Genomic DNA, 24727 nt, shown 5'->3' on the forward strand with positions numbered 1-24727 from the left:
GCTCAGCCCAGCTTCAGGGCGCGGACGGCGTTGTCCTTCATGATCAGCGGCCGCACCTCGTCGCGGATCTCCAGCTTGGCGAAGTCGGCGATCCACCGCTCGGGGGACAGCAGCGGGTAGTCCGAGCCGAAGAGCACCTTGTTCTTCAGCAGCGTGTTCGCGGCCCGCACCAGCTGCGGCGGGAAGTACTTGGGCGACCACCCGGACAGGTCGATGTAGACGTTGGCCTTGTGCTGGGCGATCGAGATCGCGGCGTCCTGCCAGGGCACGGAGGGGTGCGCCATGATCACCGTGAGGCCCGGGAAGTCGGCGGCGACGTCGTCGAGCAGCATCGGGTCGGAGTACCGCAGCTTGATCCCGCGCCCGCCGGGCAGGCCGGAGCCGATGCCGGTCTGGCCGGTGTGGAACAGCGCCGGGACGCCGAGGCTCTCCAGCTCCGCCCACAGCGGGTAGTGCCGCCGGTCGTTGGGCTCGAAGGCCTGGATCGACGGGTGGAACTTGAACCCGCGGACGCCGTGCTCCTCGACCAGCCGGCGGGCCAGCCGCACGCCGGACGCGCCCCGGGCCGGGTCGATCGAGCCGAACGGGATGAGCACGTCGGGGTGCTGGGCGGCGGCCTCGGCGATCTCCTCGTTGGACAGCGTCGGGTGCCCGGTGGCCAGCTCGGAGTCGACGGTGAAGACGATCGCGGCCATCTGCTGGTCGCGGTAGTGCGCGGCGATCTCCGGCACCGTCGGGTGGTTCGGCTCGCCCTTGAAGTACTTGGCGGCCGCGTCCAGCAGCTCGGCGTCCATCGACAGGTGGCCGTGCAGGTCCTGCTCGACGTGCACGTGCACGTCGATCGCGACCAGCTTCTCGAGGTCCAGGCCGGTCATTTGCCCGGCTCCTGCGGAAGCTGCTGGCCCACGGTCTGCTGAGCGGAGGCGAACTTCTCCGGCCACACCTCGGCGATCGCGTCGGGCGACCAGCCGGTGCCCTCGGCGAACTCGACGACGACCTCGCTGGGATGGCTCCACAGCGCCAGCCGGTCGCCGCCGATCCCGACCGCCTGCCCGGTGATCCCGGACGCCGCGTCGGAGGCGAGGAAGGCGACCAGGCCGGCGGCGTCCTCGGGCGTGCCGAAGCCGAGCTCCTGCCGGGCGAAGGCCGGCAGCGGCTCGCCGTTCTTCAGCATCTCGATGTAGGGCTGCACGAACGGAACGGTCTCGGTCATCGCGGTGGCCGCCACGGGCACGATCGCGTTGACGGTGATCTCCGCGCGGGCCAGCTCCATCGCCCAGGTGCGCACCATGCCGACGATGCCGGCCTTGGCCGCGGCGTAGTTGGTCTGGCCGAAGTTGCCGACCTGGCCGGTGGGGGAGCCGACGCAGATGATCCGGCCGCCCTCGCCCTGCTCGCGCATCCGGATCGCGGCGGCCCGGGTGCAGGTGAAGGTGCCCCGCAGGTGGGTGGTGAGCACGGCGTCGAAGTGCTCGTCGGTCATCTTCCACAGCGTGGTGTCGCGCAGGATGCCGGCGTTGTTGACCAGCACGTCGAGCCGGCCGAACTCGCCCACCGCCCGGTCGACCAGGGCCTGCGCGGCCTCGCTGGTGCCCACCGCGACCACCTCGGCGACGGCGGTGCCGCCCGCGGCGGTGATCGACCCGACCGCGGCGGTGGCCACCGCCTCGTCGACGTCGTTGACGACCACGGCGGCGCCGGCGCGGGCCAGCTCCTGCGCGTAGGCCAGGCCGAGCCCCCGTCCGCTGCCGGTGACGATGGCTACCTTGCCGGACAGGTCCACGATGGCTCCTTCTCGGTGCGTACCGGGGTGTCGGGGAGGGGCGCGCTGGCGGGCCTCGAACTCCCGCGGCCGACGCTAGGGCGATATCGTGGAGCTTGTCAATCATTGAGGGAGGCAGCGGCGTGACCGAACTGACCGACGACGCCGGCTTCCTCCTGTCGCGCGCCAGCGGTCTGGTCGCCCGGGCGACGAATGCCGCACTGGCCGAGCACGGCCTCCGGGTGCGGCACTACTCCGTCCTCGTGCTGGCGTGCGGTGCGGCCGAGGGGATGTCGCAGCGCGATCTCGCCTGCCGGCTCGGTCTCGACCCGAGCCAGGTCGTCCAGCTGGTCGACGAGCTGGCCGACGCCGGGCTGGTCGAGCGCCGCCCCTCGGCCACCGACCGCCGCACCAAGCTCGTCGCGGGCACTCCGCTGGGGCAGCGCGTCCGCCGGCAGGCCGCCCGGCGGGCCACTCGCGGGCAGCAGCGTCCGCTGGGCTGCCTGAACGAGGAGGAGCAGGCGACGCTGCGCGCGCTGCTCTCCCGGGTCGTCGACTCCGCCGGCTGACGGCGCGGCCGGCCGGGCCGGCGCGACGGCGGCGAGCCGGCCGTTACCTCGGATGGGTGCGGGCGTGCCGGCCCGCAGCCACACCCGTTCCATCGCCCAAAGTATTAGACGCCTGTCCATCTTGACCGGGTGACCGTTCCATGAATGGATGGCCGGGATCACATTCCGATCGGGTGGAGGCGCAAGATGCAGTACGCCGACGTGGCGATCCCGCTGGGCCACGCATGGTCCTCGCCGTTCGCCAAGTGGCAGGGAACGCTCGCCGAGGTGAACAGCCTGGACCTGGCGGTCGCGGTGACCTCCCGCGCGCTGGCCGACCGGTCGGTGGACCTGGCCGGGTTCGACGGGGTGGTGCTGGGCTGGACGGTGCCCCAGCGGGACATCTTCTACGGCGCCCCCACCCTGGCGGCGAGGCTCGGTGCCGAGGGGCTGACCGGCCCGATGGTCAGCCAGGCCTGCGCCACCGGCGTGGCGGCGCTGCACGCCGCCGCGGGGGCGGTGGCCGCGGGCACGGGGCCGCAGCTGGTCGTCGGCACCGACCGGATCTCCAACGGGCCGACGCTGTCCTGGCCGGCGCCCGCCGCCATGGGCGGCGCGCCGGTCACCTCGCACTGGGTGCTCGACAGCTTCGCCCGCGACCCGTGGGCCGGTGCCGGCATGCTGGCCGCGGCCGAGGCGGTCGCCGCGGAGATGGGCGTCACGCGCGAGGAGCTCGATGACCTGACCGCCCTGCGCTGGGAGCAGTACGCCGCCGGGCTCGCCGAGGACCGGGCGTTCCAGCGGCGCTACCAGGTGCCGGTGGAGATCCCGCAGCGCAAGAAGCCGCTCACCCTGGACGCCGACGAGGGCATCCGCCCCAAGACCCGGGACGGCATCGGCGCCCTGCCCCCCGCGGCACCGGGCGCGCTGCACACCTTCGCCTCCCAGACCCACCCGGCCGACGGCTGCGCCGGCGCGGTGGTCACCACGGCCGACCGGGCGCGGGAGCTCTCCGGCGAGGGCATCGTGCGGATCCTGTCCAGCGGCTTCGCGCGGGTGGCCAAGAGCCGGATGCCCCAGGCCCCCGTGCCGGCCGCGCTGTCCGCGCTGCAGTCGGCCGGGCTGGACATGGGCGACGTGCAGGCGATCACCACCCACAACCCCTTCGCCGTCAACGACCTGTTCTTCGCCCGCGAGACCGGGGCGAAGGTCGAGGACATGAACGTCTACGGCTGCAGCCTGGTCTTCGGTCACCCCCAGGGGCCCACCGGTCTGCGGTCCATCGCCGAGCTGATCGAGACCCTCCGGCTGCGCGGCGGTGGCATCGGTCTGTTCACCGGCTGCGCCGCGGGTGACACCGGCGCCGCGCTCGTGATCGAGGTGACCGAGTGACAGCTGGCTCGGACACCCGCGAGCAGGCCTCGTTCGCATCGCCGCAGATCACCGCGGAACAGCGGCCGGACGGTCGCCTCGTCATCCGGTCGGCCGTGCCGCTGGCCCCGCACCCGGTCAGCCCGGTGCACGAGTTCCGCCGGGGCAGCGACGAGCACCCCGATCGCCTGCTGACCGCCGAGCGCGGAGGCGAGGGCAGCTGGCTCCGGCTGACCTGGGGCGAGGCCCGCGCGGCAGCCGACCGGATGGCCCAGGGCCTGCTCGACCACGGGCTGGCCGACCGGCCGGTCATGGTGGTCTCGGGCAACAGCCGGCTGCACCTGGTGGCCACGCTGGCCGCGATGACCGTGGGCGCACCGGTCGTGCCGGCCAGCGTCGCCTACTCGCTGCAGAGCACCGACCACGCCAAGCTGCGCGCGATGGTCGACGTGGTCGACCCCGGCCTGATCGTCGCCGAGGACGCCACCTTCGCCGATGCGGTCGCCGCGGTGGCCGGGAACCGCCCGGTCGTGAGCCGGGACGGCGACCTGCCCGGCTCGGTCGCCCTCGACGGCTTCGGCGCCGAGCCCACGCCGGAGGTGGACCGCCGCTGCGCCGCCCTGCGGCGGGAGGACGTCGCCAAGATCCTGTTCACCTCGGGATCGACCGGCCAGCCCAAGGGCGTCGTCAACACCCACGGCATGCTCATGGCCAACCAGCAGCAGATGCGCCAGGCGTGGCCGTTCCTCGAGCACGAGCCGCCGGTGCTGCTGGACTGGCTGCCCTGGAGCCACACCTTCGGCGGCAACCACGACCTGAACATGGTGCTGGTCAACGGCGGCACCCTGTGGATCGACGACGGGCGGCCCGCACCACCGCTGATCGGCCGGACGGTGCGCAACCTCGCCGACGCCCGGCCGACGCTCTACTTCAACGTCCCCGCCGGCTACGCCGCGCTGCTCCCGGCCCTCGAGCAGGACCCGGAGGCGGCCCGGGCGTTCCTCGACCGCCTGCGGCTGGGCTTCTTCGCCGCGGCCGCCCTGCCGCAGCGCCTGTGGGACCGGTTGCAGGCGCTGGCCGCCGAGCACGGTTCCCGGATGCAGATGACCACCTCCTGGGGGCTGACCGAGACCGCGCCCGCGGCGACGTCGGCGCACTTCCCGATCACCCGCAGCGACGTCCTCGGCGTGCCGCTGCCCGGCGTGGAGCTGGCGCTGGTGCCGGTGGGGGAGAAGACCGAGCTGCGGGTGCGCGGGGCGAACGTGACCCCCGGCTACCACGGCCGTCCCGACCTGACCGCCGCCGCCTTCGACGAGGAGGGCTTCTTCCGCACCGGCGACGCCGTGACGCTCGCCGACCCCGCCGACGTCGCCGCCGGGCTGCTGTTCCGCGGCCGGATCGCGGAGGACTTCAAGCTGTCGACGGGCACGTTCGTCAGCGTCGGCACGCTGCGGCCGGCCCTGCTGTCCGCCTCCGAGGGCCTGCTCACCGACGCGGTGATCTGCGGCCAGGACGGCGACTGCGTGACCGCGATGGTCTGGCTGCGCCCGGACGCCGCGGAACGCTGCGATGCCGACGGGGTGCCGGCGGAGTCCCTGCGCCGGGAGCTGGCGCAGACGATGCAGCACCTGGCCGACCAGGGCGGCGGTTCCTCCCAGCGGGTCGAGCGGCTCCTCGTCCTGCGCGAGCCGCCGGTCCTCGACGCCGGGGAGATCACCGACAAGGGCTACGTCAACCAGGCCGCCGTGCGCGAGCGGCGGGCCGACCTGGTGGCCCTGCTCGACGCGGAGCCGCTCCCGCCCCAGGTGGTCGTGCGCGGATGAGGCGTCCGGGCGCCAGGACGGGCAGGTCGCTGCCGATCGGGAAGTTCCGCGGGATGACGGGTCGGGAGCAGCAGATGGTCGTGCGGGTGGAGTGCGCGGGTGCGTGGCGGTGGCCCGGTGGCTGAGGCGCGCGGAGCCACCGGCTCCTCGGCCGCGACGGCCGGGACGCGGGATGCCCTGCTCGAGGTGACCGACCTGCACGTCTCCTACGCCGGCTCGGTGCAGGCGCTGCGCGGGGTCTCGCTGTGGGTTCCCGACGGCGGCATCGTCGCCGTGCTGGGCAACAACGGAGCCGGCAAGAGCACGCTCCTGCGGGCGATCTCGGGCACGCTCGGCCGGGAGGGCGGCGCCATCGACGGCGGCTCCATCCACGTCGGTGGGGAGCCGATCGGCCGGCGCGGCGCGTCCGACGTCGTCCGCCGGGGAGTGCTGCAGGTACCGGAGGGCCGGCGGGTCTTCGCCGCCCTCACCGTCGAGGAGAACCTCCGCGCCGGCGGGACGGCGGCGCGGGATGCCGCGGCCCGCGACAGGGCGCGCGGCGAGGTCTACGACCTGTTCCCGATCCTGCGCGAGCGGCGCCGGCAACGCGCCGGGCTGCTGTCCGGCGGCGAGCAGCAGATGCTGGCGATCGGCCGGGCGCTGATGGGCAGCCCCCGCCTGCTCCTGCTGGACGAGCCGTCGCTGGGGCTCGCACCGCTCATCGTCGAGCAGATCGGTGAGGTCATCACCGAGATCAACCGGCAGGGCACCTCCGTGGTGCTCGTGGAGCAGAACGCGGCGATGGCGCTGCGGGTGGCCGACCACGCGTTCGTCCTCGAGGTCGGCCAGATCTCCCTGCAGGGGCCGGCGGCCGAGCTGGCCCGCACCGACGAGGTCCGCGACCGGTACCTCGGCGTGGGCGCGGAGGCCGCCCCCGCCACCGACGTCCCCGCCGCCGGCGCCACCGCCACCGACGTCCCCCCAACCGGCGCCACCGCCACCGGCGCCCCATCCGCGGATGCCGGAGCGGCGCGGCCGGCGGGCGCCGCGGTGCACGACCTCGTGGTCGAGGGCCTGACGGTGCGGTTCGGTGGCATCACCGCGCTCACCGACGTGTCGTTCACCGTCGCGCCGGGTTCCCTGCACGCGCTCATCGGCCCCAACGGCGCGGGCAAGTCCACCTGCCTGAACGTGCTCAGCGGGGTGTACGCCGCGACCGAGGGGGCAGCGCGGTACGGCGGGCGCGACCTCACCCGGTTGCCGCGCCACCAGATCGCCGCCCTCGGCATCTCCCGCACGTTCCAGAACATGGCCCTGTCCTCGACCGAGACGGTCCTGGACAACCTGCTGGTCGCCCGGCACCGGCACATGCGCACGGGGTTCTTCTCGGCCGCGCTGCGGCTGCCCGGCGCCCGCCGGGAGGCCGCCGCGCAGGAGGCGACGGTGGTGCGCACCGCCGAGCTGCTCGGCCTGGGTGGCGTGCTGCACCAGCTGGTCAGCGAGCTGCCCTACGGCGACCGCAAACGGGTCGAGCTGGCCCGCGCGCTCTGCGCCGAGCCGGGGCTGTTGCTGCTCGACGAGCCGGTGGCCGGGATGAACTTCAACGAGTCGGTCGCGATGGAGGAGGCGATCGGCACGGTGCAGCGCGAGCTGGGCATCTCGATCGTGCTGGTCGAGCACGACATGCGGTTCGTCATGGGCCTGGCCGACCGGGTCACGGTGCTCGACTTCGGCAGGCGGATCGCCGACGGCACCCCGGCCGAGGTCCAGGCCGACCCCGACGTGCTGCGGGCCTACCTCGGCACCGAGCAGGAGGAGGAGCGGTGAGCAACCTCTTCGGCCTCGTCCTCAACGGGCTGTCGCTGGGCGCGATCTACGCGCTGATCGCGCTCGGTTTCGTCATGATCTTCAAGGCGACGCACGTGCTGAACTTCGCGCACGGCTCGGTCCTGCTGCTCGGCGCCTACGTCGTGGGCGTGACGAACGACGCCCTGGGCTTCTGGCCGGCGCTGCTGCTGGGCATCGTGGTGGCCGCGCTGGCCGCGGTGGTGATCGATGTCGTGATCATGCGCCGGGTGCGCGCCGCGGACCTCGGGACGCTGGCGATCCTCACCCTGGGCGTCGACGTCCTGATGGTCACCGAGCTCACCCGACGGCTGGGCACCGCCACCCTCACCACCGGGGCGCCCTGGGGCACCAGCACCGTCGACGTGCTCGGCTCCAGCATCCCGCTGTCCCGGGTGATCGCCGCCCTGGTGACGGCCGTGGTGGTCGGGGTGCTGTGGGCGCTGTTCCAGTTCACCAACTGGGGCATCGCGATGCGGGCGGCCGCCGCCGACGGCGGAACCGCGGAGCTGATGGGCATCCGGCTCAACCGGGTGGCCGCGAGCGCCTGGGGCGTCGCGGGCGCGCTGGCGGCCGTGGCCGGGATCTTCCTCACCTCGTTCCCGTCGCCCGGCATCAGCCCCACGGTGGGACTGGTCGCACTGGCGGCGATCCCGGCCTGGGTGCTCGGCGGGTTCGACTCCTTCCCCGGCGCGGTGGTCGGCGGACTGATCATCGGCGTCGTGACCACGCTGTCCGCCGGCTACCAGGGCGACCTGACGTTCCTCGGCCGCGACCTCGCCCAGGTGACGCCGTACGCCGTGATGCTGCTGGTCCTGCTCATCCGACCGTCCGGGCTGTTCGGCACGAAGGAGGTCGCCCGTGTCTAGGCCACCGACGACCCGGCGGGTGCGCACGCTGGCGATCATCGCCGTCGTCCTCGTCGCGCTCGCCCTCCCGCTGACCCTGCGCGCCTTCTGGCTGCAGTCCGGCCTGTTCGCGATGGCCGCCGTCATCAGCGCGATCGGGCTGACCCTGCTGGTCGGGCGCTCGGGCCAGCTCTCGCTGGGGCACGCGTTCTTCGTCGCGATCGGGGCCTACGGGTACTGCTACCTCGCCGGCGACCCGTCCTCGCCCCTCGCCTCCGGGCTGGGGCTGCCCCCGGTGCTGGCGCTGCTGGGCGCGGTGCTGGCCGCCGGGCTCGCCGGAGCGCTGTTCAGCCCGATCTCCGGCCGGCTGCGCGGCATCTACCTGGGGCTGGCCTCGCTGGGCCTGGTGTTCCTCGGCCAGCACATCCTGTTCAACGCCGTCCCGCTGACCGGCGGCTACAACGGGCGCAACGCCGAGCCCTTCAGCCTGTTCGGGTTCAGCTTCTCCGACGGCACCCCCGAGGGCCTGACGGTCCTCGGCGTGCAGTTCGGCGGCCTGGAACGGCTGTGGTACCTCGGGCTGCTGCTGGTCGGCGTCTCCTGGTGGTGCGCGCGCAACCTCGTCCGCAGCCGGCCGGGGCGGGCGCTGGCGACCATCCGCGACAGCGAGGTCGCGGCCGGCGTGATGGGGGTGAACGTGCCCCGCTACAAGGCCGCCGCCTTCATCGTCTCGTCGATGTACGCCGCGCTGGGCGGGGTGCTGATGGCGCTGGTGTTCGGCCGGATCGTCCCGGAGAGCTTCGGGCTGACCATGTCGGTCGACTTCCTCGTCATGATCGTGATCGGCGGCATCGGCTCGGTCGGCGGCGCGGTGGTCGGCGCCGCCCTGGTCACGCTGCTGCCGCTGGTCCTCAACCGCTACAGCGACCTGCTCCCGCTGCTCGCCCAGCCCGGGTCCAGTGGGATCAGCGCCGCGGACCTGAGCCGGATCATCTACGGCCTGGCCATCGTGCTGATCCTGCTGTTCGCCCATGACGGGCTGGCCGGCCTCGGCCGCCGGCTGGGCTCATCTTTCCGCCGGAACGCGGACGGCCCCGGCAGTCCCGATCGCCCGATGTCCGATTCGCCCACCACGAAGGAGCTGGCTCGATGAAGAGACCACTGGTCACGAGTGTCTGTCTGATGGTCGCGCTCGCCGCGACGAGTTGCGGCAAGGCCGAGGAGCAGAGCGGCGGCAGCGCGGGCGGCGCCGCCGAGGCGGTGCCCGGCGTCACCGAGGACACGATCACCCTCGGCTCGCTGATGGACCTCACCGCGGTGTTCGCGTCGAACAGCCGGTCGATCCTGCAGGGCACGAACCTGTACTGGGATGCGGTGAACGCCGACGGCGGCGTCTGCGACCGGCAGGTCGAGCTCGACGTCCAGGACCACGGCTACGACGCCCAGACCGCGGTCTCGCTCTACCAGACCATGTCCGGGAACGTGCTGGCCATCGCCCCCGTGCTGGGCTCGTCGGTCATCACGGCGCTGCGGCCCTCCTTCCAGGAGGACAACATGCTCGTGGGCATGGCGGCGTGGACCTCCGACGTCCTGCCCGACCCGCAGTTCCAGATCACCGGCACCACCTACGACATCGAGACGATCAACGCGATCGACTGGCTGACCCGTGAGCACGGGCTGACCAGCGGCGACTCCATCGGCGTCGTGTACTTCGAGGGCGACTTCGGGGGCAGCTCGCTGCGCGGCGCCGAGTACGCCGCCGAGGAGCTGGGCCTGACCGTCGTCCCGCACCAGATCAAGCCCAGCGACACCGACCTGTCGGCGCAGGTCAACGCGATGGCGAACGACGGCGTGAAGGCGATCATCGTCGCCGCCGCGTCGCCGCAGACCGCCTCGATCGCGAGCGTGGCCGCCTCGATCGGGCTGGACGTCCCCATCGTCGGCAACGGCCCGGCCTTCACCCCGGACCTGCTCGACACGCCGGCCGGTGCGGCGCTGGAGCAGAACTTCTACACCGCCACGTCGATGGCCCCGCCCTCGCTGGAGGAGGAGGGCGTGCAGGAGTTCCTGACCGCCTACCAGGCGGAGTACCCCGATGAGGAGCCGATCCAGAACGGCGCCATGTACGGCTACGCGTCGTCGCAGATCATCCACGAGGTCCTCACCCGGGCCTGCGAGGAGGATGCGCTCACCCGGGAGGGGCTGCAGGAGGCGCTGCGCTCCATCACCGACTACGAGTCGGGCGGCACCGTCGCCGGCGTGCTGGACTACTCCGACCCGAGCGTCCCGCCGACCCGCGAGATCTACATCTCCAGGGCCGACCCGGCCGCTGCCGGTGGCCTGACGGCCGTGGGCGACTCGTTCGTCTCCGAGCTCGCCGAAGGGTACGAGTTCACCGGCTGAGCACCACCGATCGATCGGGCGCCCGCCCGGCCCCTGCAGTCGGCCGGGCGGGCGCCTTCCCTCGACACCCCCGGGTCCAGAGCAGCTTCCATATGATGGAAGCTGGCTGGCCGACCGCCGGTGACCGCAGTCACCCTGGGGAGGAGTCGAAGAGGACACCGCCGGGAGGGCACCCCATGACGTCGATCGTCCGGAACCAGTGGTACGTCGCGGCCTACGGCCGCGAGGTCAGCCGCGAACTGTTCAGCCGCACCATCTGCGGGGAGTCGATCCTCTTCTGGCGGACGGAGGCCGGCGAGGTCACCGCGATGAGCGACCGCTGCGTGCACCGCCGGTTCCCGCTCTCCCAGCAGCCCAGCCACCTCGTCGGCGACACCGTCGTCTGCGGCTACCACGGCTTCACCTACGACGCCGAGGGCGCCTGCGTCGCCGTTCCGGGGCAGACCCGTGTGCCGCGCACCGCCCGGCTGCGGTCCTACCCGGTGGTGGAGCAGGACAGCTTCGTCTGGGTGTTCATCGGCGAGCCGGAGAAGGCCGACGCCAGCACGATCCCCCGCGCCCCGTGGCTGGAGCTGGAGGGCTGGACCGCCGTCTCCGGCATGGAGCCGCTCGCCGCGCGGGCCAGCCTGCTGGTCGACAACCTGATGGACCTCTCCCACGAGACCTACCTGCACGGCGGGTACATCGGGACGCCGGAGGTGGCGAACACCCCGATCACCACCGAGGTCGACGACGCGGCCGGGATCGTCTACGTCAGCCGGCACATGGCCGACGCCGACTGCCCGCCGTTCTACGCCAAGAGCACCGGCATCACCGGCCGGATCACCCGCTGGCAGGACATCGAGTTCACCCCGCCCTGCCTGTACAAGCTGCACAGCCGGATCGCGCCGGTGGGCGTGCTGCCCAACGAGGACGGCACCGACCCCGACGCCTTCCACGTGGAGGTCGTCTACGCGATCACCCCCGAGACCGAGAACAGCACCCACGACTTCTGGGCCGTCGCGCGCGACTTCGCCCTGGACGACGAGGGCGTCTCGGACTTCCTGCGGGAGAGCAACCGCACCGTCGTGCTGCAGGACGTCGTGGCCCTCGACGTGCTCGAGAACGTGCTCACCGGTGAGCCCGACGGCTACCAGGAGCTGTCGATCAACATCGACACCGGTGGCCTGGCCGCCCGGCGGATCATCGCCCGGCTGGCCGCCGAGGGCGCCGGCGAGGCCGTCGCGGAGAGCGCCGCGGTCCCGGCGGCCGGCCGGTGAGCGGCGGCCCGCTGGGCGACGTCCCGGCCGAGGAGGTGCCGCTGAACGCGGCCGAGGTGAGCACGGTGCGGCAGGGCGTGCTGAGCCTGCCCGCCCCCCGCCAGGTGCTGGCGGGGGAGCGCGTCCTCCGGGTGAACTGGTTGCCGGGCTCCGACCGGCTGCGCGGGCTGTGCTTCTGCGGTGCCGAGGCCGAGGCCGCCGACCCGCAGGAGATGTGGGAGTGGCTGCTCGCACACCCCGACCACCCGGCCGGCGGCCCCGTCGAGCCGCCCGTGACCGGCCCGCTGCCCCCGCCACCCGCGCACTACATCACCGACCCGACGATCATCCGGACGCACACACCCGTCCCGGTCTGAGGAAGGACCCCGCTGCCCCCCACCGCTCGCAAGCTCGCGGCGGGCCCCTGCAGCGGGGGCTGACCTGCCCCCACACCGCTCGCAGGCTCGGGGCGGGTTCCCGGAGCGGGCCTAGACTGCCCCGCACCGCCCGCGAGGTCGCGGCGGGTCCCGACCGGGGCGACGAGAAGGAGAACTGTGCACAGCACCCACGACGAGGTGGACCTGCGGCTGGTCGTCGCGCGCCGGACGACGGGCGCCGAGGGCGTCGCCGTCCTGGAACTGCGCGACCCGACCGGCGCCGAGCTGCCGGCCTGGGGCCCCGGCGCGCACATCGACCTGAAGCTGCCCGGTGAGCTGGTCCGGCAGTACTCGCTGTGCGGCGATCCGCACGACCGGTCGGTCTGGCAGATCGGCATCCTCCGCGAGCCCGAGGGCCGCGGCGGCTCGGCGTACGTGCACGACCGGCTCCTCGAGGGCGAGGAGATCGACGTGCGCGGGCCGCGCAACAACTTCGAGCTGGCGCCGTCCCCGAGGTACGTGTTCATCGCCGGCGGCATCGGGATCACCCCGATCCTGCCGATGGCCGCCACCGCCTGCGAGACCGACGCCGAATGGGAGTTCCACTACGGCGGGCGCACCCGCACCTCGATGGCGTTCCTCGAGGCCCTCGACGCGCTGGAGGCGAAGACCGGCCACGGCCCCCGGGTCACCCTGCACCCGCAGGACGAGGTGGGGCTGATCGACCTCGACCGGATCCTCGGCACCGTGCAGCCCGACACCAAGATCTACTGCTGCGGCCCCGAGCCGCTGCTCAAGGCCGTCGAGGAGCGCGTCGCCGCCGCCGGCTGGCCGTCGGGCTCGCTGCACGTGGAGCGCTTCTCGCCCAAGGAGCAGGGCGAGCGCGTGCTCAGCGGCAGCTTCGAGGTCGAGCTGACCGTCTCCGGGATGACGCTCACCGTGCCGCCGGAGAAGTCGATCCTCGAGGCGGTGGAGGAGGCCGGCGTCCCGGTCCTCTCCTCCTGCCAGGAGGGCACCTGCGGCACCTGCGAGACCCCGGTGGTGGAGGGCGAGGTCGACCACCGCGACTCGCTGCTCACCCCCGAGGAGCAGGCGGCGAACGACACGATGTTCATCTGCGTCTCCCGCGCGGCCTGCCCCAAGCTGGTCCTCGAGCTCTGAGGGCAGCTGCGGTGGCTGCCGCGGGCCGGCGGACGGCGGGCACCAAGCTGCTCGACGTCCTGGACGCGTTCGGCCGCGAGCGGCGGTCGCTGAACCTGTCGGAGATCGCCCGCGCCATCGACGTCCCGCTGTCGACGGCGCACCGGCTGATCGCCGAGCTGTGCGCGTGGGGCGGTCTGGAGCGGGACGAGGACGGCCGCTACCGGATCGGGCTGCGGCTGTGGGAGCTCGGCGCGCTCGCGCCGCGCGCGCTCGGGCTGCGCGAGGCGGCGCTGCCGTTCATGGAGGACCTCTACGAGGTCACCCACGAGAACGTGCAGCTCGCCGTCCGGGACGACACCGACGTGGTCTTCGTCGAGCGGTTCGCGGGGCGGAACGCCGTCCCGGTGCTCAGCGAGGTGGGCGGGCGCTTCTCGCTGGCGCCGACCGGCGTGGGGCTGGTGCTGCTGGCCGCCGCGCCGGCCGAGGTACAGGAACAGGTGCTCGCCGGCCCGCTGCGGCGCTACACGCCCTGGACCATCACCGACCCGGCGCAGCTGCGCCGGGTGCTGGCCGACGTGCGGCGCGCCGGGGTGGCGATCAGCGACCGGCAGGTCACCGCGGACGCGGTGTCCGTCGCCGCGCCGATCACCGAACGGGACACCGTCGTCGCCGCGCTGTCGATCGTGGTGCGCGGCGACGGGCCCGGCGCGGTGCGGGCGATGGCCCCGGGCGTGCGGGCCGCCGCCCGGGCGATCAGCCGGGTGCTGTCGACCAGTTGAGCGTCACAGCACCGGGCGGACGAACCCGATCTGCATCGTGGTGATGCACGCCGGGAAGGTCTCGAACACCGCGGCGCGCTCGGGGGAGGCGTTGTAGGTGGCCTCCACCTCGCGGAACTGCGCCTCGTCGCCATCGTGCTCGACCGCCCAGGTGAAGGTGTCGTTCACGTCGTCGGCGTAGGCGAACAGCAGCCGGAACCCGTACTCGGCCCGCACCGGGGCCAGGGTCGGGAACCAGGCCAGGAAGTCGGCCATCCGGCCGGGTTCGACGTCGTAGCGGCGCAGCTGAACGGTGGTCATCCGCCCATCCTGCCCCGCGGGAGGTTCAGGCAGACTCGAGGCGTGTTCGACCGTTCCCCGACCGACGGCTGGACGACGTGCGCCCAGGGCCACCGGCACTGGGGGCTGGCCGGCGCGGCCGGGCTGCTGCTGCACCGGCCCGGCCCCGACGGCGTCGAGGTGCTGCTGCAGCTGCGCGTCGAGTGGTCGCACCACGGCGGCACCTGGGGCACGCCGGGTGGGGCGCTGCACCGGCACGAGCCGGCGGTCGACGGTGCGCTGCGCGAGGCCGGCGAGGAGCTGGGGCTGCGCCGGGCCGACGTCGTCCTCGGGCCCGGGTCGGTCGACGACCACGGTGGCTGGACCTACACGACCGTGCTGGCCACCCCGGTCGGGCTGCTCGACCCGGGGCTGCTGGAGCTCAACGCGGAGAGCGTCGACGTCGGCTGGTTCCCGCTGGCCGCCCTGGCCGACGTCCGGCTGCACCCCGGCCTGGCCGCCTCCCTGCCGACGCTGCGCCCCCTCCTCCTGCCCTGACCCCCTGCCCCTGTGCTTTTTCGGGCTCAAGTACGCGTACTTGAGCCCGAAAAAGCACAGGGGCGGCGGGTGAGCCCGTTCAGGCGGGGTGCACGGTGGCGGTGACCAGGCGGTGGTCGCCGACGGCGAGCTCGCGGACCTCGACGTCGCTGGCGGTCAGCGCGCCCAGCGCCAGCAGGTGGTCCAGCTGCACCCGCGGGGCCGGCCCCGGATAGGTCGGCGCGGTGACCAGGCGCTGCCCCCCGGTCAGCCTGGCCGGGGCGGGGCCGGGCAGGTTGAGGTCGCCGGCCACCAGCACCGGCCCGGGCAGCTGCCGGGCCCAGCCGCGCAGCCGCAGCAGCTGCCGGGCGGCGGTGTGCGGGGCGAACGACAGATGGGTGCCGACGACGGTGCAGCCGGCCAGCTCGGCGGCCAGCGCGACCCGCGGCTCGTCGGGGAACGACCACCAGCGCGCAACGCCGGTGCGCGGGTCGGGCGCCCGGATCGGCAGCCGGGCCCGGCCGGCGCCCAGCGCGTGCACCGACCAGCGGCGCACCGGCAGCCGGGTGAACAGCGCGATGCCGTAGCGCGGGCCGGCCGGGTCGTCGTCCGGGCCGCCGAGCACCGCCGGGTCGACCGGACGCCAGCTGCGGACCGGGTCGGGTGTTCCGTCGATGGTGGGCGCGAACCGCCAGTCGGTGGCGCTCAGGGCCGCGGCCACCACGGCCGGCTGCGACAGCCCGTGCGAGCGGGGCTGGCCGGCGTCGACCTCCTGGACGGCGAGGACGTCGACGTCCACCCCGGCCAGCGCGGCGGCCAGCCCGGCGCCGTCGAGGCAGCGGCCGGTGGCGTCCCGCCCGGACGCGAGGTTGAGCGTCCCGACCCGCATCGGCCGAACGGTAGCCCCCGCCGCCGCTGACCTGCGGGACAGCGGGGAACCGGACCGGCCGATAGGTTCCCCTGGTGAGTGCGCGCGCGGACGTCTCGGAGATCTTCGACCCAGCCGCCTGGGAGGCGGTCGACGGGTTCGCGGAGCTCACCGACCTGACCTACCACCGCGCGGTGGACGCCGGCGTCGTCCGGGTGGCCCTGGACCGGCCGGAGGTGCGCAACGCCTTCCGCCCGCAGACGGTCGACCAGCTGCTCGCCGTCCTCGAGCACGCCCGGCTGTCCACCGACGTGGGCTGCGTGCTGCTCACCGGCAACGGCCCGAGCGAGTCCGACGGCGGCTGGGCCTTCTGCTCCGGCGGTGACCAGCGGGTGCGGGGCAGGTACGGCTACGAGGCCGGTGCCGGGGTCAGCGGACGGCTGCACATCCTCGAGGTGCAGCGGCTGATCCGGTTCATGCCGAAGGTGGTCATCTGCGTCGTCCCCGGGTGGGCCGCCGGCGGCGGGCACAGCCTGCACGTGGTCTCCGACCTGACCCTGGCCAGCGCCGAGCACGCCCGGTTCAAGCAGACCGACGCCGACGTCGGCAGCTTCGACGGCGGCTTCGGCTCGGCCTACCTGGCCCGCCAGGTCGGGCAGAAGTTCGCCCGGGAGATCTTCTTCCTCGGCGAGGAGTACTCCGCCGCGGACGCCCAGGCGATGGGCATGGTGAACCGGGTGGTGCCGCACGCCGAGTTGGAGGCCACCGCGCTGGACTGGGGGCGGCGGATCGTGGCGAAGAGCCCGACCGCGCAGCGGATGCTCAAGTACTCGTTCAACCTGATCGACGACGGACTGGTCGGCCAGCAGCTGTTCGCCGGGGAGACGACCCGGCTGGCCTACATGGCCGAGGAGGCCGTCGAGGGGCGCGACTCGTTCCTGGAGAAGCGCGACGCCGACTTCTCCCGGTTCCCGTGGCACGTCTGAGGACCCCCGTGCCCCCCACCACTCGCAAGCTCGCGGCGGGCCCCTGCACGGGGGCCTTCCAGGTGTCAGCAGGAGCCATACCTATGGAGGGACGCAGATGATCGTCGAGGTGGTGGGGGGTGCCGGATCGGCACCCGAGGTCCGGGTGTCCGACGTCGACGAGCTGAAGCGGCTGCACCTGGCCGTGGGGGCGGTGACCCCCGAGGAGGCCGACGAGGCGCTGCGGGCGGCGGGTCTGGGCCGGCTGTCCGGCGCCGACACGGCCTTCCTGGACGTGGCGGCGCTGCGCGCCGCGGCGGAACCGCAGGCCTCCGCGGCGGACTGGGGGGCGAACTTCGACGGCATGGTCGAGTACGCCCGCGGCAAGGGCTGGGTGGGCGACGACGGAGCCAGCCTGCAGGCCCACGTGGAGACCGCCGCGAGCGGCTGACCGGCGCCGGACGGCGGACGGCGGACGGACCCGCCGGGCCGGTCGGCGAGCCACCCGGTTGTGGTCGACGTGTCCTCCTGGGCACGATTGCACCGTGACCACGACCGGCCAGCCCGCGCGCACCGCTGTCAACCGTCCTCCGGGCCGGCCGATGTCCGCGGAGCTGTCCGACCAGCTGCTCTCGGTGGCCGTCGACATCCTGGCCGACGAGGGCTGGGGCCGGTTGAACAGCGACCGCATCGCGGCCCGGGCGAAGGCCGGCAAGGCCGGCATCTACCGGCGCTGGCCCACCATGGCGGCCCTGGCGCGGCACGCGCTGGCCCGGTCCACCCTGGTGCAGCTGCCGGCCGACTCCGGCTCGCTGCGCACCGACCTGGCCGGCCTGCTGGAGCCGTGGACCCGCCCGCTGGGCCGCGCCGAGCGGGCGGCGGCCAGCCTGGTCAGCGCCGCCCGGCACGACGAGCAGCTGCGCGCCGGCCTGGAGGAGGCGCTGGTCCGCCCGCTCGCCGCGGTGGTCCGGGAGATCGCCGCGCGCGAGACCCGCCGCGGCCGTGAGCTCGCCCCCGACCGGGTGTCGCTGCTCGGCTCGGTGCTCGAGGCGCTGTGGTGGCAGCGCTACACCGCCTTCGAGCAAGCACCGCTGGACGCCGACGGGGTCCGGCAGCTGGTGGCCGACGTCCTCCTGCCGATCACCGACCCGGAGCCGGTTCCCGACCCGGTCTGACCGGATCGGCCGACCCCGCCGGCACCGGGTGCCACCCCGGCGCGCGGGCGTGGCGGACGGGCGCCTAACGTGCGGTGCGTCACCTGCTGCGCGGGCCGGAACGGCGTCCGGGCGGGTGGCCACCGGCGCCCCGTCCGAGGGCGGCGGCGTGGGTTCGAGCCTCCGGAGGACGCACGGATGAAGACGCAGGGCGCGGTGCTGCGGGGCCCGGGCGACTGGGAGGTCGTCGAGCTCGAGGTCCGCGACCCCGGGCCGGGTGAGGTGCTGGTCGACATGGCCTACGCGGGCCTGTGCCACTCCGACGAGCACCTGCGGTTCGAGAGCGCGCGGTACCCGATCGTCGGTGGGCACGAGGGCGCCGGCGTCGTCCGCGCGGTGGGGGCGGGTGTCACGAACGTCGCGCCGGGCGACCACGTCGTCACCACCTTCCTGCCGGCCTGCGGCCACTGCCGCTGGTGCGCCTCGGGCCGTTCCAACCTCTGCGACCTGGGTGCCACCATCACCACCGGTCAGCTGCCCGACGGGTCGTTCCCCTTCACGCTGGACGGCGAGCCGCTCGGCGGCTTCTGCATCGTGGGCGCCTTCGCTCAGACCTCGCTGCTCTCCCAGTTCTCCTGCGTGCGGATCGACGACCACTACCCGCTGGACGTCGCCGCGCTGATGGCCTGCAGCGTGCCCACCGGCTGGGGCTCGGCGGTCAACGCCGGCCCGGTGCGGGTGGGTGACGTGGTCGTGGTCGTCGGCACCGGCGGCGTGGGCTGCAACGCGGTGCAGGGTGCGGCGAGCGTCGGCGCGCAGCACGTCATCGCCGTCGACCCGGTGCCCTTCCGGCGCGAGTTCGCCCAGACCCTGGGCGCCACCCACGCCGTGGCGAGCACGGAGGAGGCCGCCGCGCTGGCCCGGGCGCTGTCCCGCGGCACCGGCGCGGACGTCGTCGTCCTCGCCACCGGGGTCACCAGCCCGGAGATCGTCGGCGGCGCCTACGGCTGCCTGGGCAAGGGCGGCACGCTGGTGCTCACCGGGCTGTCCGACCATGCCATGGACACCACCGTGGTGCTGCCCGGCAACATCGCCACGGTCTTCGAGCAGCGGGTGCAGGGCGCGCTCTACGGCATGTGCAACGCCTACCGCGACATCCCGCGGCTGCTGCGCATGTACGAGGAGGGGAAGCTCAAGGTCGACGAGCTGATCACCAAGCGGTACGGCCTCGACGAGATCAACCAGGGCTACCAGGACCAGCGCGACGGCACCACCATCCGCGGCGTCCTGCAGCACCAGCACTGAGCCTTCCTCGAGGGCCAAAGTCGCGACTTTGGCCCTCGAGGGGTGAACGGGTGGCCGGGCGGGCAGGCACGGCACCGTGAACGAGCCCACGATCGCGGTCCTGGACGTCGACGGCACCCTCGTCGACACGAACTACCAGCACGCGCTGGCCTGGTACCGCGCACTGCGGTCGCTGGGGGAGACCTTCCCGATCTGGCGCATCCACCGGCTGATCGGGATGGGCGGTGACAAGTTGGTGGGCGCGCTCGGCGGCGACGGGCTCGAGGAGCGGGTCGGCGGGCAGGCCCGGGAGCGCTGGGTCGAGGAGTTCGACCGGCTGATCGGCGAGGTGGCGCCGCTGCCCGGCGCCCGCGACCTGCTGGTGGCGATCAGGGAGCGTGGTCACCGGCTGGTGCTGGCCAGCTCGGGTAAGCCGCAGCACGTCGATGCCTTCCTCGACCTGCTCGACGCCCGCGACCTCGCCGACGACTGGACCTCCACCGACGACGTCGAGGCCTCCAAGCCGGCGCCGGACCTGCTGCAGGTGGCACTGGAGAAGCTCGGCGCCCCGGCCGACGCCGCCGCCGTGCTGATCGGTGACTCGGTATGGGACGTGGAGTCGGCGAAGAAGGCCGGGATGCCGGCGATCGTCGTCCGCTCCGGGGGTTTCGGCGACGACGAACTGCGCAGTGCCGGCGCGATCGCCCTCTACGACACCCCGGCCGACCTCGCCGCCGCCCTCGACGAGACGCCGCTGGCCTTTCCTTAGCCGACGACGCCGGCCCGCAGTGCCGTGTACTCGGGCACCGCGGCCAGCGGCGGGCGCTGGTCGGCGGCCACGGTGCTGCTGTGCGGCACGAACCCGGTGCCGTCGTGGGTGAACTGGGTGAGCAGCCCGCCGGGCTCCAGCCGGCCGCGCCCGGCGCGGGCCAGCACCGCCGACACGATCTGCCCGGCCATCCGGCCCAGCGCCTCGTCGGTCTGGTGCGAGTGCCGCCGGGTGCCCAGGTCGACCTGGGCCAGCCCGCCGAGCCCGCACACCTGCAGCAGGTCGACCAGCAGGCCCACCTCCACGCCGTAGCCGGACGCGAACGGCACCTGCTCGAGCACCGAGCGGCGGCCGGCGTACTCGCCGCCCAGCGGCTGCACGAAGCCGGCCAGCTCCGGCCACAGCGCGTTGAGCAGTGGCCGGGCGGTCAGCTCGGTGACCCGCCCGCCGCCGGCCGGGCGGTGCTCGCCGCCGACGTCCAGCGGCCGGGTGTAGCAGCCCTTGACGTAGTCGACCCTGGGGTTGGTCAGCAGCGGGGTGAGCAGCCCGGGCACGTAGTGGCCGATGTCGCCGAGCAGGTCGGCGTCGATGAAGACGACGAGGTCGCCGGTGGTGGCGGCCAGCGACTTCCACAGCGCCTCGCCCTTGCCGCGCCGGCTGCCGCAGGCCGGCAGCACGTCGGCGGCGGCGACGACCTCGGCGCCGGCGGCCCGGGCGACCGCCGCGGTGTCGTCGGTGGAGTCGGAGTCGACGACGAGCAGCTCGTCGACGAGGGGGACGCCGGTGACCCAGCGGTCGGCGAGGTCGGCGACCAGCCTGCCCACGGTGGCCGCCTCGTCCCGGGCCGGCAGGACGACGCTGATCCGGTGCCCGCCCCGGCGCTTGGCCAGCAGCAGGGCGTCGACGTCGATGTCGGCCAGCGAGGTGGCCGCCGTGGTGCGGTGCTCGAACCATGCGCGGGCATCGGGTCGCATGCGCCCACTGTCGGTCACCGGGCGGTGTCCGCGCACCTCCGGTCGCCGCCGTTCACGCAGTCTTCACGCGGCGTACCCGGGTGGCCGTCCCGGCGGCGGAAACGGCCATTCCGGCCGCCGGGGGTGGATCAGGCGGGCAGTGGCCAGGGGGTGAGGGGCGCGTGCCGGGCGTCGCGGTCGCCGGCCGGCTCCGGGTGCCCCAGGTCGGTCAGCCAGCCGCGCAGCACCCGGTGCAGGTGCTCGGCGCCGACGATCTCGCCGGGGTCGGCGAACGACGTCGGGTGCACCAGGAAGCCGCGCTGCTGCCCGCCGCCCAGCCCGCCGTGCGACCCGACGTGCGGCTCGAACGGGGAGGCCTCGTCGGTGACCGGGTCGTAGCGGCTGTTGACCACGACGTCGGCGCAGTGCGGAAAGCCCGAGTACCGCGCGACCAGGTCCGCGGCGTGCCGGCCGTAGGGCGCCAGCGGGTCCGCCCCGATCACCACGCCGCTGCCCAGCCGCCGCAGCCCGTTGCGGCCGAGCACGACCGGCCCGAACTCGGTGGAGTGCACGAGCAGGAAACCGACGCCGTCATGGTCGACCAGGGTGGGCAGCAGGTGCGGCCAGTGCCGCTCGATGGTCTCCAGCGGCACCCGGCCGGGCAGGTCGGCGAAGGAGATGGCCGCCATGTGCCCGGAGACGGTCGCCACCACGCCGGGCGCGATCCGGGCGACCGAACCGTGGTCGCCGGCCGGGGTGGCGGCCGACGCGGTGCCGGCGCGCTCCACCCGGTCGCGCAGCCGGCGGGCGATCGGCCCGCCGCCGGAGGCGGCCTCGGCCAGCGCGGAGGTGATCTGCCAGCCCTCGGCGGGGCGGCGGCTGTCCTCGACGGGACGGCGGCCGAACAGCCCGCGCCGCGGCGCCGGGGCGACCGGCCCGCCGCACAGCCGGCCGACCAGCTGCGGGAACGACTCCCCGAACCGGGCGGTGAACGCCTCCCCCTGGGTCTGCCCGTGGTCGGACAGGCAGACCAGGTGGTACGGCCGCGGCGCGAGCTGGGTGGCCCGCCACAGCCGGCCGATCTGCTGGTCGATGCTGCGCAGCACCTCCAGGGTGTCGAAGCGCTCGACGCCGGAGTGGTGGGCGACCTCGTCGTAGCCGAGGAAGTCGGCGTAGACCACCGGGCGGCCGGCCAGCATGTCCTCCAGCAGGGCGGCGACGACGATGTCCCGGGCGATGACCGTCGTCCCCGGGCGGGCGAGCGGGTAGCTGCCCCCGCGGCTGACCCGGGGCCGCACGTCGGCCCGCCGCTGGCGGGCGGCGGCAGCCAGCTCCCGGTAGACGTCGACCAGCGAGACGCCCAGCGTGCGCAGCGCGTTCACCGGGTTCGCGAAGTAGGCGTAGTAGCCGGCACCGATCCGGTGCGGCCGGCGGCGCGAGCCCCGGGCGACGACGACGGGCAGCGAGCTCATCGTCAGCGACACGTGCGGGGCGTCGCCGGTGAACAGGTTGCCCCGGCCCGCGCCGTCGACGGCGAGCAGCCCTCGCCCGTCGGAGTGCCGGCGCTCCACCTCGGCGGCGTCGGCGGGATGGGAGACCGCCACGATCTTGTCGCGGTCCTTCTCGTACCAGCGGAAGCCGGGCACGTCGTCGTTGCTGCCCTGCAGGATCCCGCAGACGCTGGCCCCGGTCTGCGAGCTCCAGTCGGTGTGCCAGGAGGTGAGCACGTGGCTGTCGGCGCGCAGCCAGGCGGCCAGCGTGGGCATCGAGCCGTCCCGGACGGCGCGGCGGGCGACGTCGTGCCCGAGGCCGTCGATCTGCAGGAACAGCACGCCGGGCGGGGCATCGGCCAGCTCGGCGGCCCCGGCCCGGCGGCGGGCGCGGCGGAAGAAGACCTCGTCCTCGTTCACGGCCAGCACGCTGCTGATCACCCCGGCGACGCCGGCCATGGCCAGCGCGACGACGACGGAGGTGGCGAAGCTGGTCACCACCACGCCGGGGATGACGGTGAAGACGGCGAGCACCCCGGCGCCCATGAGCAGGAACCCGCCCAGGCCCAGGGTGAACACCGCGACCGGCAGCGCGACCCGCATCACCAGCGGCCAGACGACGGCGGCCAGCACGCCGAGCAGCAGCGCCGCGACGGGCGGCTGCCACCACGAGCGCATGGCGAAGCCGGACAGCCAGCCGTCGAGCACGGTCAGCGCGGCGGTGGCGACGGTCCAGACGAGCAGCACCCGGGCGAGGGTCCGGCCGCCGCGCAGCACCCGGCCGGGGGAGCGGGCCCCGCTCACCGCGGCTCGCACCCGGCGGGGGACGGGTCGGCCTCGGGGTCGGGGAGCGGGTCCGCACCCGGCGGGGTCCGCCGGCGGTGCGGAACGACGTTGAGGACGACGCTGACCAGCAGTACCAGCATCGTGGCGATGAGCGTGGCGATCAGCGGGGAGTCGAAGATCCCGCCGCTGACCACGCCGAGCAGCGCGTACGCCACCGCCCAGATCAGCCCGGCGGCCAGCGACGCCGGCAGCAGCCGCCGCCACGGATAGGCCAGCGCGCCGGCCGCGACCAGCACCGGGATGCGGCCGGCGGGCAGCAGCCGGCCGGCGATGATGATCTGCCAGCCGTGCTGCCGGAACTGCCCGCGCACCTCGTCGAGCCGCTCGGCGTGCTGCCCGCGGGACACCCGGCGCACGGCGGCCGGGCCACCGAACCGGCAGACGGCGAAGGTGAGGACGTCGCCCACGAACGCGCCGAGGGTGGACAGCAGCAGCACCAGGGGCAGCGACAGCGAGTCGGTGGTGACGGCGACTGCGGCGGTCGCGCCGACCACCGCACCGGTCGGCACCACCGGCACCACCGAGCCGAGCAGCACGCCGCCGAAGAGCAGCGGGTAACCCAGCGACGAGGCGTCGGTCCACTCGACGGCCAGCGGGACGGTGCTCACGTCGCCGTCCCCGGGGGCACGGCGGCGGGCAGCTGCACCCGGGCGCCGGGCCGGGTCAGCGCCACGGTGGCGCCGGACCCGCCGGCGGCCACCGCGGCGGCGAACTGCTCGGCCGGCTCGGTGAGCAGCGCGCGCATCCGGGCCCGCCAGGGGCTGGGCAGCGAGCTGAGCCCGGCGAGGGCGAGCGTGCCCCAGTGCACCGGGACGGCGACCCGCGGGCGCAGCAGCGCCACCGCCGCGGCCGCGCGCACCGGGTCGAGGTGACCGGGGCCCAGGCTGGGGCCCCAGCCCCACACCGGCAGCACCGCCACGTCGAGCGGCGCGGGGCCGCCGAGCCCGGCCATGCCCGGGAACAGGTCGGTGTCACCGGCCAGGTAGACCGAGGATCCACCGCCGCGCAGCAGGTGCCCGACGGCGGGGGCGTGCGGACCGTGCGTGAGCCGCGGGCCCCACCGGTGCGCGCTGTGCCGGGCCTCGGTGGCGGTGACGGTCAGGTCGCCGTCGGTGAGCGTCGCGCCGGGGGCGAGCTCCTCGACGGCGGGAAAGCCCTTCGACCGCAGCCAGCGCCCGGCGCCCCGCGGGACGATGATCGGCACGCCGCGGCCCAGCCGCCGCAGCGAGGGCAGGTGCAGGTGGTCGTTGTGCAGGTGCGAGACGAGCACCAGGTCCACGTCGGCCCAGCTGTCGGCCGGTGGCGGGTCGACCACCCGGCGCAGCGGGCCCAGCCGGGGGGTGAGCAGCGGGTCGGTGAGCACGGCGCGCCCGGCCAGCTCGACCCGCACGGTCGAGTGGCCCAGGAAGTGCAGGTCACAGTTCCGCTGGGGAGCCGGACCACCTCCGGTGGGCTGATCGGCGGGTGCGCTCACCCGGCCAGTATCG

At 74.3% G+C, this 24727-nt stretch carries 25 protein-coding genes; 17 read left to right on the forward strand and 8 right to left on the reverse strand.

Going from position 1 to position 24727, the window contains the following annotated elements; all coding sequences use genetic code 11:
- Positions 1–2 precede the first annotated feature (2 nt).
- Positions 3–866, reverse strand: coding sequence for an amidohydrolase family protein (locus ACYVG5_RS09065; protein ID WP_460683119.1), 864 nt, complete (start codon positions 864–866; stop codon positions 3–5).
- Positions 867–871: 5 nt separating this feature from the next.
- Positions 872–1783 carry an SDR family NAD(P)-dependent oxidoreductase gene (locus tag ACYVG5_RS09070; RefSeq protein ID WP_222048937.1) on the reverse strand — a complete coding sequence of 304 codons (912 nt, stop codon included), beginning with the start codon at positions 1781–1783 and terminating at the stop codon, positions 872–874.
- A gap of 122 nt (positions 1784–1905) precedes the next feature.
- On the opposite strand from ACYVG5_RS09070, the gene ACYVG5_RS09075 reads away from it, so the two are divergent.
- The 11 genes from ACYVG5_RS09075 to ACYVG5_RS09125 all read left to right on the forward strand — a co-directional run bounded on the left by ACYVG5_RS09075 (position 1906) and on the right by ACYVG5_RS09125 (position 14116).
- Positions 1906–2331, forward strand: a complete 426-nt coding sequence (locus ACYVG5_RS09075) for a MarR family winged helix-turn-helix transcriptional regulator (protein WP_222048936.1) — start codon at positions 1906–1908, stop codon at positions 2329–2331.
- 186 nt (positions 2332–2517) lie between these two features.
- The gene (locus ACYVG5_RS09080) at positions 2518–3702 is read left to right on the forward strand and encodes a thiolase family protein (RefSeq protein WP_222048935.1); all 1185 of its coding nucleotides are present in this window, start codon (positions 2518–2520) and stop codon (positions 3700–3702) included.
- Positions 3699–5504, forward strand: a complete 1806-nt coding sequence (locus ACYVG5_RS09085; protein ID WP_222048934.1) for a feruloyl-CoA synthase — start codon at positions 3699–3701, stop codon at positions 5502–5504. Before ACYVG5_RS09080 ends, ACYVG5_RS09085 begins: the two co-directional genes overlap by 4 nt.
- 117 nt (positions 5505–5621) lie before the next feature.
- Positions 5622–7310 carry an ATP-binding cassette domain-containing protein gene (locus ACYVG5_RS09090; protein ID WP_460683110.1) on the forward strand — a complete coding sequence of 563 codons (1689 nt, stop codon included), beginning with the start codon at positions 5622–5624 and terminating at the stop codon, positions 7308–7310.
- The gene (locus ACYVG5_RS09095; RefSeq protein WP_222048933.1) at positions 7307–8197 is read left to right on the forward strand and encodes a branched-chain amino acid ABC transporter permease; all 891 of its coding nucleotides are present in this window, start codon (positions 7307–7309) and stop codon (positions 8195–8197) included. The genes ACYVG5_RS09090 and ACYVG5_RS09095 overlap by 4 nt, the downstream gene beginning before the upstream one ends.
- On the forward strand, positions 8190–9329 hold the full coding sequence (locus tag ACYVG5_RS09100; RefSeq protein ID WP_222048932.1) for a branched-chain amino acid ABC transporter permease: 1140 nt from the start codon (positions 8190–8192) through the stop codon (positions 9327–9329). The genes ACYVG5_RS09095 and ACYVG5_RS09100 overlap by 8 nt, the downstream gene beginning before the upstream one ends.
- Complete coding sequence (locus ACYVG5_RS09105) at positions 9326–10579, forward strand: ABC transporter substrate-binding protein (RefSeq protein ID WP_222048931.1); 1254 nt, start codon at positions 9326–9328, stop codon at positions 10577–10579. Before ACYVG5_RS09100 ends, ACYVG5_RS09105 begins: the two co-directional genes overlap by 4 nt.
- A 176-nt stretch (positions 10580–10755) precedes the next feature.
- Positions 10756–11838 (forward strand): Rieske 2Fe-2S domain-containing protein, encoded by a 1083-nt coding sequence (locus ACYVG5_RS09110; RefSeq protein ID WP_222048930.1) that lies wholly within the window; start codon positions 10756–10758, stop codon positions 11836–11838.
- On the forward strand, positions 11835–12194 hold the full coding sequence (locus tag ACYVG5_RS09115) for a hypothetical protein (RefSeq protein ID WP_222048929.1): 360 nt from the start codon (positions 11835–11837) through the stop codon (positions 12192–12194). The genes ACYVG5_RS09110 and ACYVG5_RS09115 overlap by 4 nt, the downstream gene beginning before the upstream one ends.
- 177 nt (positions 12195–12371) lie before the next feature.
- Positions 12372–13355: a PDR/VanB family oxidoreductase gene (locus ACYVG5_RS09120; RefSeq protein WP_222048928.1), complete on the forward strand. Its 984-nt coding sequence runs from the start codon at positions 12372–12374 to the stop codon at positions 13353–13355.
- 11 nt (positions 13356–13366) lie between these two features.
- Positions 13367–14116, forward strand: coding sequence for an IclR family transcriptional regulator (locus tag ACYVG5_RS09125; RefSeq protein ID WP_460683111.1), 750 nt, complete (start codon positions 13367–13369; stop codon positions 14114–14116).
- A gap of 3 nt (positions 14117–14119) precedes the next feature.
- Here ACYVG5_RS09125 and ACYVG5_RS09130 read toward each other — a convergent pair whose 3' ends face one another.
- Positions 14120–14416 (reverse strand): NIPSNAP family protein, encoded by a 297-nt coding sequence (locus ACYVG5_RS09130; protein WP_222048927.1) that lies wholly within the window; start codon positions 14414–14416, stop codon positions 14120–14122.
- 42 nt (positions 14417–14458) lie between these two features.
- On the opposite strand from ACYVG5_RS09130, the gene ACYVG5_RS09135 reads away from it, so the two are divergent.
- Positions 14459–14932 (forward strand): NUDIX domain-containing protein, encoded by a 474-nt coding sequence (locus ACYVG5_RS09135; protein WP_222048926.1) that lies wholly within the window; start codon positions 14459–14461, stop codon positions 14930–14932.
- 79 nt (positions 14933–15011) lie between these two features.
- On the opposite strand, the gene ACYVG5_RS09140 is transcribed toward ACYVG5_RS09135, so the two are convergent.
- On the reverse strand, positions 15012–15800 hold the full coding sequence (locus ACYVG5_RS09140; protein ID WP_222048925.1) for an endonuclease/exonuclease/phosphatase family protein: 789 nt from the start codon (positions 15798–15800) through the stop codon (positions 15012–15014).
- A 74-nt stretch (positions 15801–15874) separates the two neighbouring features.
- Here ACYVG5_RS09140 and ACYVG5_RS09145 point away from each other — a divergent pair, with 74 nt between their 5' ends.
- The 5 genes from ACYVG5_RS09145 (at position 15875) to ACYVG5_RS09165 (ending at position 19951) form a co-directional block, all read left to right on the forward strand.
- Positions 15875–16765 (forward strand): 1,4-dihydroxy-2-naphthoyl-CoA synthase, encoded by an 891-nt coding sequence (locus tag ACYVG5_RS09145; RefSeq protein WP_222048924.1) that lies wholly within the window; start codon positions 15875–15877, stop codon positions 16763–16765.
- Positions 16766–16862: 97 nt separating this feature from the next.
- Positions 16863–17195: a hypothetical protein gene (locus tag ACYVG5_RS09150; protein ID WP_222048923.1), complete on the forward strand. Its 333-nt coding sequence runs from the start codon at positions 16863–16865 to the stop codon at positions 17193–17195.
- 94 nt (positions 17196–17289) lie between these two features.
- Entirely contained in the window at positions 17290–17919 is a 630-nt protein-coding gene (locus ACYVG5_RS09155) for a TetR-like C-terminal domain-containing protein (protein ID WP_460683112.1), read from the forward strand.
- Positions 17920–18096: 177 nt separating this feature from the next.
- Positions 18097–19203, forward strand: coding sequence for an NDMA-dependent alcohol dehydrogenase (locus ACYVG5_RS09160; RefSeq protein WP_222048922.1), 1107 nt, complete (start codon positions 18097–18099; stop codon positions 19201–19203).
- A 76-nt stretch (positions 19204–19279) separates the two neighbouring features.
- On the forward strand, positions 19280–19951 hold the full coding sequence (locus ACYVG5_RS09165; RefSeq protein WP_222048921.1) for an HAD family hydrolase: 672 nt from the start codon (positions 19280–19282) through the stop codon (positions 19949–19951).
- Here the strand turns inward: ACYVG5_RS09165 and ACYVG5_RS09170 are convergent.
- The 4 genes from ACYVG5_RS09170 to ACYVG5_RS09185 form a co-directional block, all read right to left on the reverse strand.
- Complete coding sequence (locus tag ACYVG5_RS09170) at positions 19948–20925, reverse strand: glucosyl-3-phosphoglycerate synthase (protein WP_222048920.1); 978 nt, start codon at positions 20923–20925, stop codon at positions 19948–19950. The genes ACYVG5_RS09165 and ACYVG5_RS09170 overlap by 4 nt on opposite strands.
- Before the next feature lie 128 nt (positions 20926–21053).
- On the reverse strand, positions 21054–23198 hold the full coding sequence (locus ACYVG5_RS09175) for a phage holin family protein (RefSeq protein WP_222048919.1): 2145 nt from the start codon (positions 23196–23198) through the stop codon (positions 21054–21056).
- Positions 23195–23848: a DedA family protein gene (locus ACYVG5_RS09180; RefSeq protein ID WP_222048918.1), complete on the reverse strand. Its 654-nt coding sequence runs from the start codon at positions 23846–23848 to the stop codon at positions 23195–23197. Before ACYVG5_RS09180 ends, ACYVG5_RS09175 begins: the two co-directional genes overlap by 4 nt.
- Positions 23845–24714: an MBL fold metallo-hydrolase gene (locus ACYVG5_RS09185; RefSeq protein ID WP_460683113.1), complete on the reverse strand. Its 870-nt coding sequence runs from the start codon at positions 24712–24714 to the stop codon at positions 23845–23847. The genes ACYVG5_RS09180 and ACYVG5_RS09185 overlap by 4 nt, the downstream gene beginning before the upstream one ends.
- Between the last annotated feature and the right edge of the window lie 13 nt (positions 24715–24727).

The sequence above is a fragment of the Modestobacter lapidis genome, assembly GCF_054780755.1.

Bases quoted from the DNA above. Each gene is read 5' to 3' on its own strand.
- ACYVG5_RS09080 (WP_222048935.1), top strand. From the start codon at position 2,518: ATGCAGTACGCCGACGTGGCGATCCCGCTGGGCCACGCATGGTCCTCG.
- ACYVG5_RS09130 (WP_222048927.1), bottom strand. From the start codon at position 14,416: ATGACCACCGTTCAGCTGCGCCGCTACGACGTCGAACCCGGCCGGATG.
- ACYVG5_RS09140 (WP_222048925.1), bottom strand. From the start codon at position 15,800: ATGCGGGTCGGGACGCTCAACCTCGCGTCCGGGCGGGACGCCACCGGC.
- ACYVG5_RS09150 (WP_222048923.1), top strand. From the start codon at position 16,863: ATGATCGTCGAGGTGGTGGGGGGTGCCGGATCGGCACCCGAGGTCCGG.
- ACYVG5_RS09170 (WP_222048920.1), bottom strand. From the start codon at position 20,925: ATGCGACCCGATGCCCGCGCATGGTTCGAGCACCGCACCACGGCGGCC.
- ACYVG5_RS09105 (WP_222048931.1), top strand. From the start codon at position 9,326: ATGAAGAGACCACTGGTCACGAGTGTCTGTCTGATGGTCGCGCTCGCC.
- ACYVG5_RS09110 (WP_222048930.1), top strand. From the start codon at position 10,756: ATGACGTCGATCGTCCGGAACCAGTGGTACGTCGCGGCCTACGGCCGC.
- ACYVG5_RS09160 (WP_222048922.1), top strand. From the start codon at position 18,097: ATGAAGACGCAGGGCGCGGTGCTGCGGGGCCCGGGCGACTGGGAGGTC.